Genomic DNA, 13881 nt, shown 5'->3' on the forward strand with positions numbered 1-13881 from the left:
CAGGACACCTTGGAAGCATCATTTATTTAAGTTAGATACATATTATATGTACGAAGGCATTTCATTTACACAAGATTATTAACGCTACCAAAAGAATATCTTGAATCCCTGCCAACATCATGGTGGATAGTGGATAGTGGATCATCGGCTTGTCATACACTGGCACTAGCTGTTTTGAAATCGTTTTGGTGATAGGATACAGACGTGTTCCGGAACCACCAGCTAAAATAATGCCTTTCATATCTTCTACTCTTTTCTATATTTCATAAAATCTTCAGTTACTACTTCAGATAGATTATTTTTAAACAACTCATAATCATTTTTTACACTATCCAAAGTTATCTTATCATAGTCAATGCGTTCTAGTTTCTGAATCTCTTCTTCTGTAAATCTGTATTTTACAACATGTGCAGGGTTACCCACTACAATAGCGTAACTAGGGACATCTTTTGTTACTATACTCCCTGCACCTATTATTGCTCCGTTACCAATATGAACTCCTGATAAAATCATTGCATGAGACCCAATCCACACATCATCTCCGACAATAATCTTCCCTTTAGTAGTTGCTTCAAAATTCTTTTGAAAAAATTTTACGTCAATTGGATACGTTAGCAGTGTTTTATAGTAGTGATCTCCACCAAGCATAAATTGAACTTCATCCGCAATTGAACATAATCTGCCAACTAATAATTTTTCTCTCGGATTTCCAAAATAGTGAACATTAAGTACGCCATATGTATAGTCTCCAACTATAACTTTGTCTACAGGAAAAACTGTACCCGCAATTGTTTCATTCTTTAAATTACTTTTTCTCCATTTTCTTTTAAATAACAGTAATTTTAAAACTCTAATAATTTTCCCCATTATTTGCCTCACATTAAATTTTTTTGACTACATAATATATATCTTTTATATCTTTGAATTTAAAACATACCATGGCAATAAATATCAGAAAATATAATCCTAACGACAGAATTAATGTTAAATTCCACGTAAATAAGATAAACAAAAATGCCATCGTAAGTTCAACAACTATATCATTAAAAAATCAAATATTGACTTCAATCCACCGTATGTTGGTGAACCTTTACGGACATCCACTAAAACGTCATAGATCACCCCTGTAATAGCGCGCAATAACTTAGTTTGCGCATAAGGCGCTAATTGGTAATGCATCCCGCGCAACACGCCAGGTTCGACCGACAAGGATTGATTATCTTGGGTGAAGTTGTTGTCGATCCCCGCCGCAATAAATTTATTTTTGGTGTAAGTTTCCGTGAAAAAGCCACGGTGATCGCCGAACACATCAGTTTCAACGATGCGGACATCTTGTAAGTTTGTTTTTAAAACGTTCATGAGTCGTCCTCTCCTTGTTTAAACTAATGCCAAATTCCACTAGAATCTAACTACTATAACTATGCTCGTTTTCCTACATTTAACTTCACATAGTTAATGCCATTACTAATTTTCTTACGTTTAATCCATAAATACCCCCCTAGCGCAATACTATATAAAATAATGCTTTGTGGGAACTCAAGAAACCAGCCAGACAACATAAATACAATCACGATCACAGTTTCTAAAACTATATCACCAAAAATAGCTATATGTAATTGTCTAGTTAAATAAAATTCACCTAAACTACTTTGAAACCACAAAATTAAAATAATTGAAAACATCAATATCGTTAAATTATGAATAAAAAATACGTTTATCGCCGTCACTACCACACTAAAAAGTAAAGAAATTAAGTTAATATTCAATAATGCTTTTTCATATCGGAATGTCTTTAAAAATGTATTTACTAATAATTCAAATTTACCTTGGTATATGCACATTGGAAAGAGTAACGCCATATAGACTAAACTATCTTGATATTTTGGCAACCAAATTGGCAAGAGATAGTCGATTGGATAATATAAAAATAAACCAAAAAAGAGCACAATCATCAGTATCTCGCGAATATCAAGATACAGATTAGTAGCCTTCTCCTGAGATATTCTTCTTAGCATTGGATAGAGCACTAAACTAATAGCACTGATAAATGTCATTAGTAAATTAGATATACTTAAAGTAAGTGATACCTTACCGAAAATTGATACACCCCAAAAAAACTGAATACCATAACGTACAACACCAATAATTAATAATCCTGCAAAATTAGCAATTAATAATTTTATTCCAACCGAAATATTTAACCAAGCTTCTTGAAAACTCCAGTAAAAAGTATTGGACTTTAAAAATACAATATCTCGAATAGAATACACTCCAAAAGCTAATGCAACAGCACGCCCAATTAAATCGACAATTATCAATAATTTATATTCTTTAATTCCTACTAAAAGAGCTATTATCGCTAAACAGAAGTATACTATTCGTCCAATCGAATTAATTAATGCATACTCTTGAATACGATTGGTATCCTGTAAAATATACAGTATAAGGCCACGCATATTATATAAAATTAAACAGATAGCAAACATCTGAAAAATAAATTCCATGTTACTATCGGAACTAAATAGACTATAAATAAAAATAAAAAATGAGACCAATAATTGGCTCATTAATATCATTAAAAATTGAGAATGAAAAAGACCTTTATCCAACTTATCGTATTGTTGTCCACCAAACCTGAGATAAATGCCATCAACCCAACCAAATACAAATATACCAGCATATGAAGTATAAAACATGTAAAGCTGCCAATATCCATATGCTTTTATACCGATAAGTTTAGGCACAATCAATATTAGTATTGTTGAAACACCTAAGGTAATAAAATTTGAAAAAATAGTATATGAAAAGTTTTTTAAAAGCTGCCTTATTCTCATCACTTTACCCCATTGAGATATCTATATTTTACGCGTTTATATTATGTGAATTTATTCGACATTATACAAATCTCGTGTATAAACTTTATCTTTAACATCGTCTAATTCACTAGACATACGATTAGCAACAATTACATCTACACTCTCCTTAAACTCTTCTAAATCATTAATAACTCTTGAATTAAAGAAAGTTTCATCTTTTAAAGTAGGTTCAAATACAACTACTTCAATACCTTTAGCTTTGATTCTTTTCATTATCCCTTGAATCGATGATTGTCTAAAGTTATCCGAGTTCGATTTCATTGTTAATCGATAAATGCCAACTATCCTAGGATGGCGTGAAATTACTTGGTTAGCTACAAAATCTTTTCTCGTTGCATTGGCATCCACAATTGCTTGAATAAGATTATTAGGTACTTCATTGTAATTTGCTAATAACTGTTTTGTATCTTTGGGCAAACAGTATCCCCCATATCCAAATGACGGATTATTATAGTGGTTACCAATTCTAGGATCCAATCCAACGCCATCAATAATATTTTTAGTATCCAAACCACGTACTTCAGCATAAGTATCTAATTCATTAAAGTAAGCAACTCTCATTGCTAAATAAGTATTAGAAAATAATTTAATTGCTTCGGCTTCCGAACTACCGACAAATAAAGTAGGGATATTCTTTTCAAATGCAGCTCTTTGTAGCAAGTCAGCAAAAACCCGTGCCCGTTCAGAGTCTTCACCAACTATAATTCTTGATGGATGAAGATTATCGTATAAAGCTTTACCTTCACGTAAAAACTCTGGTGCAAAAATTAAGTTATCAGTTCCAAATTTCTTCTTAGCTGATTCAGTATAACCAACCGGAATTGTAGATTTAATAATCATAGTAGCATCTGGGTTAATTTCAAGAACATTTTTTATAACAGCTTCAACACTTGATGTATCAAAAAAGTTTTTTTCTGAATCATAGTTAGTGGGCGTTGCGATAATAACATAGTCAGCATCAATATATGCTTCTTCAGGAGTAGTGGTTGCAACTAAATCAAGAGATTCATTTTCTAAAAATTCAGAAATTTCTTTATCAATAATTGGAGATTGATGTTGATTGATCAAAGCAACCTTTTCCGGAATAATATCTAATGCCACAACTTTATTTTGTTGAGATAGTAATGTCGCTAAAGACAAGCCAACGTACCCTGTACCTGCTACAGCTATTTTCATAAATACAATCCTCCAAATTTTTTAAATTAAATATTATAGTAATTCTTATACCACTCAACAAATTTTTTTAATCCTGTTTTTAATGAGGTAGATGGTGCAAAATTAAAATCACGCTTTAATTCTGTAATATCAGCATAGGTTTGATAAACATCTCCCGGCTGCATACCCATATAATTCTTTTGAGCTTTTTTACCTAAAAATTGTTCTAATAATTCAATCATCGTACCTAGTTTTTCAGGTGAGCTATTGCCAATGTTATAAACATTATACTGCGCATCATTTTTACGCTCAGGTACCTTATTCATTATCTCTACGATTCCAGTGACAATATCATCCACATAAGTAAAATCTCTTAACATATCCCCACCATTATAGATATCGATTGTTTCGCCTTTGATAATACGGTTAGCAAATTTAAAATAAGCCATATCTGGACGACCAAACGGACCATAAACAGTAAAGAATCTTAATCCTGTAGCCGGAATATCATATAGATGACTATACGTATATGCCATCAATTCATTACTTTTTTTTGTAGCCGCATATAAACTTATTGGATGATCAACATTATCTTGCGTCGAAAACGGTGCATTTTTCCGATTTCCGTACACCGAACTGGAGGAAGCAAATACTAAATGCTTTACTGGAAAATTACGGCATGCTTCAAGAATATTATAAAAGCCAATTAAGTTACTATGGATATAGTCATCAGGATGATCAATTGAATAACGTACGCCAGCTTGGGCCGCTAGATTAACAACTAAATCGGGCTGCTCTTCAGAGAAAATTTTGAAAATTTGCTCTTTATTAGCTATATCTTCGTTAATAAATGTATAGCTAGTCTGAAAATGAGAATCTTTAAGTTGTTTAACTCTATCTTTTTTTAGTTGAGGATCATAATATGGTGTCAAATTATCAATGCCAACCACTTCAAATTTTTGTTCTAGTAATCGTTTTGAAAGATGATACCCAATAAATCCAGCACCACCAGTTACTAATACCTTTGTCATTTTTAATTTCTCCTTTTAAAATGGTATGCTCTTCCTGAGCGATGTCTTTTTTTCACAGGAATTCGCTTAGAATCTACTAAGAATAAGATGCCGAGACCCATAAACATAACCAGCATGTATTGTCTAGTACCCCAATTCGGTTCAAACATTCCATGTATTACTGTAAGTGTAAATCCTAGTAGTAATCCAAATATCCAACACCATAATTCCCTATCTTGATTAAAGTTTATACTTTTTATTAATTTAATAAATAAACGAAAAATATTAATTATACAAAATAACATGATTACGGTTCCGACCGCACCGTTGTCTGCTAGTAATTGAAAAAAAGTATTATGCGCAAGAGTATTAATACCGTCTACTTCTATATTCATAAAGCCATTACCAAATAGGATATGCTTTTGCCACTGAGTTAAATACACTTGAAAAATACTAAATCTAGATAAAACATTTGCTTGCTGCGATAAATTGTTGAATCGGTCATCAGATACCATTTGCATTAAAAAATTAAAACTCAATTTATACATTAAAAGCATACCAATTATAAACATGCCAAAACTATAGATTTTTTTTGTTAGACTTAATTTTGATATTAGAATCATACCAATCACAAAAACAATAATTGTAATGGTTGATATTATTATTACTGTACGCGATCCAGTAAAAATAATACCAGCTAAAGATGTTAATAGAACTGCTACATCAATCCATGTGGCTTTTAATAAGAAAGTTCTAGTGAGAGATATGGCTACAGGAATCAAAAGCATTGACGCAAGATAGTTACTACCACCAATTAATAATTCTATTTTATTGCCAACCAAAAAATTACCCTGATTAACAATAAAAGTTTCATAGAAAATTCTGATAATCAATATAGAAAATGATAAATAGTAGCATCTGAATAATAACTTAACTTTTCTATTATCTTTATTTTGATATAAATTATTGAAAATGAACAATATTAAAAAAGCTTTTATGTAATTTAGATCACCAATCAACCATCGCCCAATATTCTGTGTATAAAAAAGCGAAACTATAGAAACTCCTAAAAAAAGTAAAAAACCTAACATAATAGAATTATATTTAATAAAGCCTCTTTTAATAACTATTATACTAACAATAACAGCTAACATGAAAACAGTTAAATCTGAAAAGCCCAAAATCAATGAGCTGCCAGCTAATGGAATTGCTACCGGATTAATAAAAAATAAAAAATTAATGACACAAATAATAACCAAGTAAATCGTTCTATTATCCTTATTTGAGTAGTCGATGCTACCACGCATAATTTTACCTCACTTTTTAAGCAAACCATATAAATACATTTCTAATATAGATTCATAAAAAAATAAAGAATAAATAAACAATTTAATCCTACCCACATTTCTGTACTTTTTTAAAAAATACTGTTTACTTGTTACTTCATACTTTTTTATTCTTGCAAATGACGACACATTTTTTTTAACAGTTTTACTGCCAACATGTTTAAAATCTATACCTGGCAACATATAAATATTATAATTTAATTTATGAATTCTTTCGGCCAGAACAGATTCTTCAAAATATAAAAAGATCTGCTCATCAAACATTCCTACCTCAGTAAATTTAAGAATATCGATCATGAATAACGCACCTGAAAAAATTCCAATTTCAACTGGCCGATTGGACGATAATTGCTTTAATTCAACTCTCCCCAAACGACTACTAAATAGTTTATTTAAGATAAGACTAGATGACATAACTATTTGTAAATTGCTTTGTACCTGGAAAGCGCGAATTTTTTTGTTTTTATAGCTAGCAGGAACAACAACAGTAGCATCTAATTTTTGTTTAAATACTTCTAACATAGGTGGTATGATTTCTTCTTTAAATTCTACATCAGGATTTGCGATAAGGGCATACTGCATACCTAATTCATTTGCATAATTCACCCCAAAATTATTACCGTAACCAAATCCACCATTCTTATCTGTTTGAATGATATGTACCGTTTGGCTTTTTTGTTTCAATAAATTAATATATGAATCATCTGTTGATTTATTGTCAACAACAATAATGTACTGAAAAGTAGTAAATAATTTCACTCGATCAACTAATTTTTTTGTCTCAAAATAGCTATTATAGTTTAATATTATGCAGGCAAGATTCATTACCTTTATTTACCACCTTTTTTTAAGTACCATTGTTCTAACCATTTCGCAGATGCCACTATATCATATCCTTCATGTTGAATACACTCAGCGTATTTAACTCTACTTTTCAAGTTATGTTGAATTTTATTAATACTTACAATCCAATCATCGATGTTTAATGGTACTCGCTGTACTAAATCAGTTAAATCTAACTCACTAGGTAAAGATTCATTTAAAATGATTGGTAAACCATTAGTTTCCGCTTCAATTACTGATACTCCCAATCCCTCAAATTTTGATGGAAATAGGAAAGAATCCATGCCGTTTAGATAGTACCAAACTTTATCAGTACCTTGCACTATCGTTAAGTCCTGATTGATTTTTAATTTTTTAGCTAGAGAAAGAATATTGTGATATTCTGAGCCGTCACCAATAATTAATAATTTTTTATTTGGTATTTTCAGGGATCTGAAGCTAGTCAATAAAAAATTATAATTTTTCGATTCAATTAATCTTCCAACACAGCCAAAAACCTTATCATCAGTAGAGTAACTCATTTTCTCTCGAACTGCTTTTCTTGCTGCTAAGTTAAATTGGAATTTTGTCGTATCGATACCATTTTTTAACAAAAAGAATTGAGTAGATTTTATTTTATTTCCAAATAACCATTTACCCGACTCAACCGATGGCGCAAAATAATAATCTGCAATCCAACGAATCGGTAATTGCAATGTATTTTTAACTAGCGCTGAAAAACCATTACCCGAACTTGTGCTATGACTGTGGCTAATCGTAATTAACTTAAAATGCCGTGCAATAAGTAAATAAATAGCTGCTGTTGAACGAACATGTCCATGAATAATTTTGTATTCTGGATGTTGTTTAAAGAAAGTAAACCAAAATCCAATATATTGAAATAAATTAATACCTTTAAATTTCGGTGCAATATAAATATGTCCGCCATGGCGGGATATTTCGCTATCATAAAACGATGGCTTTGAAGTATGGACGATAAAATCAAACTGAATTTTTGTCCGATCAATATTTCTATACCAGTTCATAACTAAATTCTCAGCACCACCAATATTAAGTGCGCCAAGAACATGTAAAATTCTAATAGGTTCAGTCATTCACACAAATTCCCCGTATTGTTTTCATGTACTCATCAACAATAATCTGTCGATTAAAATTTTCAGTTATATATTTTCTTCCATCAGTTCCCATTTTAACTCTCTGCTTATGAGACAGCGATAAGAACTGTTCAACTCTTGCTATTAGACCTTCAGTATCCTTGGCTTCAAAAATATATCCTGTCTTACCATTAATTATTGCCTCTTTTGTTCCTGGTCGATTTGTTGTGATAACGGGTCTTCCAGATGCAGCACTTTCTAAAATAACATTAGACATCCCTTCAGGGTAGTACGTTGGATGAATTGTACATGACATTTGTTCTAATATTGCATGAATATCCTTCACCATACCATGATATTCAATAATACCTTTTTTTTCATATTTCTGTAGGATTTCTTTATAATTATCTTCTAAAAAACCACAAATATGAAATTTGGTCCTAGGATATTTGTTTACTATATACTCAGCAGTGGACAAATACTGATCAATCCCTTTTTCTTTCATTATGCGTGCTATAAAAATAAATTCTGTTGGTTGCTCATTTCCTGGGTACGGAAGTAAATTAAATTGTTGAATATTAACTCCAGAACCAGGCAACACATGATATTTAGTTCCTATAACATTTTTTTCTTGAAAGAATTTTAAATCAGAATTATTTTGAAAATAAGTTATTACAGAACTGCGCTGTGATAACTTATAAAGAAATATAGTTAGTTTTTGAAGTATTCCCGAATTAGAAACAGCCGTTCCCAATCCTGTTATATTAGTCACAAATGGGATTTTTAATATCTTGGCCGCAAGGCTCCCATAAATATTAGGTTTGGTTGTATAAGTTAACACAGCATCAGGATTAACTTTCTTTATAATTCTCAAGTAATAAGCTAGTAACTTAAAATCCTCAATTGGATTTTTCCCATGCCGGTTTAACCTAAGATCAATGTGATGGCATCCCATCTGAACTAATTTTTCTGTTTTTTCTCCTGCTGGACAAGAAATATATACTTGATAATTATCATCAAGTAATTCTTGAACTAACTCTCTTCTTAGATTATAAATTCCAACCTCACCATTAACTAAAAATAAAACTTTATTCATTAAGTTTACTCCTCATTCTCTGCATAGTTATCTAGCTCCATCCCCGGTCACTACAACACGAATTGTTTCAAAAAAAATCCCAACATCAGTCAATACCCCAAAATGCTCTATGTAGTACATATCATTAGCAAGCTTTTGTGCTGGTGTATCATCATAACCACCGTGAACTTGAGCATAACCACTTAGACCTGGTTTAACCAACAAACGTTGTTCAAAACCATCAATATCTTCGCTAAACTGTTGCGTGAACATTGGTCGTTCCGGACGTGGACCAATCAAACTCATATCACCCTTGATCACTGACCATAATTGTGGCAATTCATCCACCCGAGTTTTACGCATAAAATGACCAAACCGTGTTACGCGTGGGTCTTCTTTCTTTGCCCACATTGCACCAGACTTTTTCTCTGCATCATTGTACATCGACCGTAGTTTAGTTACTTTAAATGATTGGCCCATTAGTCCAACACGCTCTTGGCTATAGAAGCACTTGCCTGGCGTTTCTAACTTAACTAAAATCATAAAAATCAGAATAATAATTGACGCTGGAATCATCAATAGCATTGCGAAGATTAGATCGAATAAACGCTTAAATGGTAAATACATATGATGAAACGGTTGATCCAACTTAGTTACAAAATCATGCTCATCTACTGTTCGTGTATGACTGATTTGGTTTTCCATGATAAGATTCCCCCTAATCCGTTAACGATTCCCAATATAACTTCAACCCAGTCGTAATATCATAATGCGGCTGATAGCCTAAACGTCTTGATCGTGTAATATCTGCATATGAGTGCTTAACATCTCCAACACGTTCAACTTTATGAATAATTTGTAGCTCCCGATTAATAATTTGTTCATACACCTGAATTACTTGATTAAGGCTAGTATGTTTACCGGCACCAACATTAAAAACTTGATGTACGATGTTGCTACCCTTCGTCAATAGGCATAATGCTTGGATTACGTCTTTAATAAAGACAAAATCACGCGTTTGTTCACCATCACCGAAAATTGTAAATGCCGATTGGTGTTTAGCTGCTTGCGTGATTAATGACAATACCCCTGAATACGGTGATTTAGGATTCTGTCGTGGTCCATAAACATTGAAGAACCGTACCGCCACTGTTGGAATATTGTATAGTTTTCCATAGTCAATTACAAAACGTTCAGTTGCAAATTTATCAATTGCATACGGTGTCAACGGATCAATTGTTGAGTCCTCACGTTTAGGTAATTCAGGATTATTTCCATAAACTGCCGCCGATGAAGTAAACAACACCTTTTTAATAGGTAACTTATGTTGCCGAATAGTCTCTAAGATAAAAATATTCGCTTCTTGGTTGATCTGATGTGTTTCATATGGTCGCGCAACTGAGTCAGCAACACTGGCAATGGCTGCCAATAGATAAATATAGTCAAACTGTTCCTTGAGTAATAAGTCTTTCATAAAGCCATGATCAGTAATACTATGTTCATAAAAAGTTACTTTAGGTGAGCTAGGAATATTACTCGCCAAGCCCATTGATAAGTCATCAACAATAACGACCTCATCGCCATCTTGTATTAACTGATCAACTAAATTTGACCCAATAAAACCGGCACCGCCGGTCACTAAAACTTTACCCAATTATCTTTCCTCCAAATTCAACTATTACCTAAATAACCAAAACTTCTTTTTTTCTTTAACATGGTGGTACTCACTCGGCTCTAAGTCGTCGCCATTAATGATCTTTTTAGCGTTATCTTGCATCCAAGTGACCATTTCCGCCCCATTATGCTGCTCCAGCTTAGCGAACGCCTTCTGCATCCGGAAATTACGGCCCTTTAAGTTATGTGCGTCAGAGGCAAAAACAAAGCCTAAGCCGGCATCAATGATTCGCTGCGTAAAGTCTTCAACCTCGGAACCAAAAACGCCTAAGTAACTACTAGCGGTGATTTGCGTCAAGCAGCCACTAGCTACAAAATCATAGAGCAACTCGGGCTTCTTTTGAATACCATGATTCCGCTCTGGGTGGACGATCACTGGGGTAATTCCTGCCGCTTGCAGTTCAAAAATCATTTGGCTCGTGTATTCCGGTACTTCACCGTGGGGAAGCTCCAACATCAAGTAGCGATTAGTTTCATCAGCGAACAACACGTCATCATTTTTAATGGCTTGCATTAAGTCACCATTGATATGTGCTTCTTGCCCTGGGAAGACAACTAAATCGATTTTAGCTTCATCCAACGCCGCCTGAAATTCTGCGGTCCGCTGAATCACGTCAGCCTTATGATTGCTATATTTGCCGTCCATGTGGTGTGGCGTCACCAAAATATGACTGATACCATTATCTACAGCCACTCGGGCCATCGCTAAAGCATCAGCCATGGTAGGCGCCCCATCATCACATCCCGGTAAGATATGACAATGTAGATCAATCATTTCTTATCGTCCGTTCCGTAATAGCCACCATAGTACCCACCGTAGTAACCGCCAGAAGCTGCATCTGTCACGCGGTTAAGTACGGCACCGATCAGGTTAGCGTTCACCTTTTTGAGTAAATCGCGCGCCCGTAAAACAGCCCCTTTAAGAGCGATACCTTGGGGAACCACCAAGATCACGCCGTCAACCTTACTTGCTAGAATTTGTGCATCGGTGACCTTATTAACTGGTGACACGTCCAGAATAATAATATCAAATTGTTCTTTTTTACACACTCTTAAGGTGAATCCATTAGTTAAATCTACTAATAAATTTTAGATGTTACAGTTGGTGACCATCCCTGTGGCTAAAAAGTCCCACAAGAAATGTGACCCAATCATACATAGATGACGGGATAATTTATGCAGAGCATAAATTTGAATTTTTGATTTGTTTCGGCTACCTACCGAACAAGTTTCTTTTTGATTTATATTTTCTAATAAGCACTATCATTGATTAAACTTATTGTTTAATTCACTACCATTATAGTTTACTTATATAACAGTTTCATGACAAACACGTAACAAAACGAATGTTAATTACCATGTGACATACTGTGTCGCGTTATTTCCGGACAATCGTTCGTAAATAGTGCCTTTTGTGCGATTAATTAGTCGTTTTTTTGCACCAGTTTCAAAATGGCTTTCGCCGTATCACTTAAGCTGCCATCTTTTTGATAATTGCTTAGTAATACGACACCAGTTTTACCATCCTCGGTAAAGGCTAGCGCATTATGGTAACCAGCAAAGTCAGCCCGAATGACTAACCGGCTGCCATCAATAGTCAACCGTCCAGTATAGGCAGTCCCCTCTTTGGCGATGGCCCCTTGATGCATGTATTTTTCACCGACAAAACTACTACTGGTGATGTAATGAGTCAACTGTGCCATATCGCTAGCTGTGGTATAGAGCTGTTTTGAGCCTAACTGATCATTCATCGTTTGGAAAAGTGTGTCTTGCGTGACCGCTGAAGCACTGTCACTAGCCTTATCATAAGTGAATGATGGGGCTAACTTAGATTGTACCGCGGCGCTGGTGACAAAGCCTGTATGTTTGACCCCAGCTGGTTGCAAAAGCGTGTCCTTAATGAATTTCTGGTAGGATACGCCAGAGGCTTGCGCGATAATGCCAGAAAGTAACGCATAGTTAACCGTCTGGAAGTTATATTGCCCCGTTGTGGCCACAGTGGCGTTTGCTAGATTCCATGCGATTACGTCTTTGTTTAACTCGCTAGCCGGTAAAACATCCAACGTCAAGCCAGAAGTCATTTCCAAAAGGCTGCCTACCGTGACACTAGCATCGGCATTATCTAATAGGTAATATTTACTTACCGGTGTGGTCAGATCCAACTTGCCATCTTTGACTAACTGCATCACGGCCGCCGCCGTCAGCGTATTTTGCAATGCCCCGATCTGATACTCCGTCGTCGCTGTTTTGACATTCTTTTGTGGATCTTGTCCGTATGGTTGTTGGTAGATCAACTTGCCATCTTGAATCACCGCTACATTACCGACGAACTGGAGCTGTTTCAATTGCGCTTTCAGCTTTGTTTCATCAATGGTAGAACTTGCAGTCTTATCCGTTGTTGCCACTGGCGTTGTTTTCTCCGTCTTATCAGTCAACTTACGAAAATAAACGTGAACCAGACTGTCTTTTTGATAAATTGCTGCTACAGCCCCACCACCGACGATCACCAGCAAAACCAGTAAGATCGTCACAATTCGTCCTGCTTTATGTTTCATGCGCACCTCCGCCATCACTGCAATCTTCATAAAAAAATCATAACAATATGCATTATCTATCACACTATAACATAATGGTATATACCCAACAACTTGAATTCAAGTCCTGTTACATAGTTGTAACAATTGATGTCAACAAAAATGGTCAAGTTTTTACAGTTCTTTTTTCACTTCTATATGGTAGATTGTAAAATTAATCCGAACGCTGTTCGGACAAAAAAGATCAGCTTCCTTTAAAATGGTGTTTACCACA

The 13881-nt window shown here is 34.3% G+C and carries 12 protein-coding genes and 3 pseudogenes; all 15 read right to left on the reverse strand.

The annotated features are described in order from the left end of the window. Positions 1–82: 82 nt before the first annotated feature. A pseudogene (locus FFM59_RS08330) lies at positions 83–241 on the reverse strand (sugar phosphate nucleotidyltransferase); the annotation flags it as partial. Between the two features lie 5 nt (positions 242–246). After that, positions 247–867 carry a CatB-related O-acetyltransferase gene (locus tag FFM59_RS08335; RefSeq protein ID WP_137602582.1) on the reverse strand — a complete coding sequence of 207 codons (621 nt, stop codon included), beginning with the start codon at positions 865–867 and terminating at the stop codon, positions 247–249. A 204-nt stretch (positions 868–1071) separates the two neighbouring features. Next, a pseudogene (locus tag FFM59_RS08340) lies at positions 1072–1359 on the reverse strand (dTDP-4-dehydrorhamnose 3,5-epimerase family protein); the annotation flags it as partial. Between the two features lie 59 nt (positions 1360–1418). Next, positions 1419–2834 carry an MATE family efflux transporter gene (locus tag FFM59_RS08345; RefSeq protein ID WP_137602583.1) on the reverse strand — a complete coding sequence of 472 codons (1416 nt, stop codon included), beginning with the start codon at positions 2832–2834 and terminating at the stop codon, positions 1419–1421. A 51-nt stretch (positions 2835–2885) separates the two neighbouring features. Then, a complete protein-coding gene (locus FFM59_RS08350; protein ID WP_137602584.1) occupies positions 2886–4052 on the reverse strand; it encodes a nucleotide sugar dehydrogenase in 1167 nt (388 codons plus the stop codon). A 26-nt stretch (positions 4053–4078) separates the two neighbouring features. Beyond that, positions 4079–5062 carry an NAD-dependent epimerase/dehydratase family protein gene (locus FFM59_RS08355; protein ID WP_137602585.1) on the reverse strand — a complete coding sequence of 328 codons (984 nt, stop codon included), beginning with the start codon at positions 5060–5062 and terminating at the stop codon, positions 4079–4081. 2 nt (positions 5063–5064) lie between these two features. Next, positions 5065–6348 carry an O-antigen ligase family protein gene (locus FFM59_RS08360; RefSeq protein ID WP_137602586.1) on the reverse strand — a complete coding sequence of 428 codons (1284 nt, stop codon included), beginning with the start codon at positions 6346–6348 and terminating at the stop codon, positions 5065–5067. A 9-nt stretch (positions 6349–6357) separates the two neighbouring features. Beyond that, positions 6358–7212: a glycosyltransferase gene (locus FFM59_RS08365; RefSeq protein ID WP_137602587.1), complete on the reverse strand. Its 855-nt coding sequence runs from the start codon at positions 7210–7212 to the stop codon at positions 6358–6360. A 5-nt stretch (positions 7213–7217) separates the two neighbouring features. Further along, complete coding sequence (locus FFM59_RS08370) at positions 7218–8324, reverse strand: glycosyltransferase (RefSeq protein ID WP_137602588.1); 1107 nt, start codon at positions 8322–8324, stop codon at positions 7218–7220. Then, positions 8317–9420, reverse strand: coding sequence for a glycosyltransferase family 4 protein (locus FFM59_RS08375; protein WP_137602589.1), 1104 nt, complete (start codon positions 9418–9420; stop codon positions 8317–8319). The genes FFM59_RS08370 and FFM59_RS08375 overlap by 8 nt, the downstream gene beginning before the upstream one ends. Positions 9421–9447: 27 nt before the next feature. Continuing rightward, complete coding sequence (locus tag FFM59_RS08380; protein WP_137602590.1) at positions 9448–10104, reverse strand: sugar transferase; 657 nt, start codon at positions 10102–10104, stop codon at positions 9448–9450. Between the two features lie 13 nt (positions 10105–10117). Next, a complete protein-coding gene (locus FFM59_RS08385; RefSeq protein ID WP_137602591.1) occupies positions 10118–11053 on the reverse strand; it encodes an NAD-dependent epimerase/dehydratase family protein in 936 nt (311 codons plus the stop codon). 24 nt (positions 11054–11077) lie between these two features. After that, complete coding sequence (locus tag FFM59_RS08390) at positions 11078–11848, reverse strand: tyrosine-protein phosphatase (RefSeq protein WP_225420333.1); 771 nt, start codon at positions 11846–11848, stop codon at positions 11078–11080. After that, positions 11845–12114, reverse strand: a pseudogene (locus FFM59_RS08395) (exopolysaccharide biosynthesis protein); the annotation flags it as partial. The gene FFM59_RS08390 and the pseudogene FFM59_RS08395, both read right to left, overlap by 4 nt. A 383-nt stretch (positions 12115–12497) precedes the next feature. Further along, a complete protein-coding gene (locus tag FFM59_RS08400) occupies positions 12498–13628 on the reverse strand; it encodes a serine hydrolase domain-containing protein (RefSeq protein WP_137602592.1) in 1131 nt (376 codons plus the stop codon). Positions 13629–13881: the final 253 nt, after the last annotated feature.

Origin of the sequence: Paucilactobacillus nenjiangensis (genome assembly GCF_005405445.1) — a bacterium.
GTDB lineage: Bacteria > Bacillota > Bacilli > Lactobacillales > Lactobacillaceae > Paucilactobacillus > Paucilactobacillus nenjiangensis.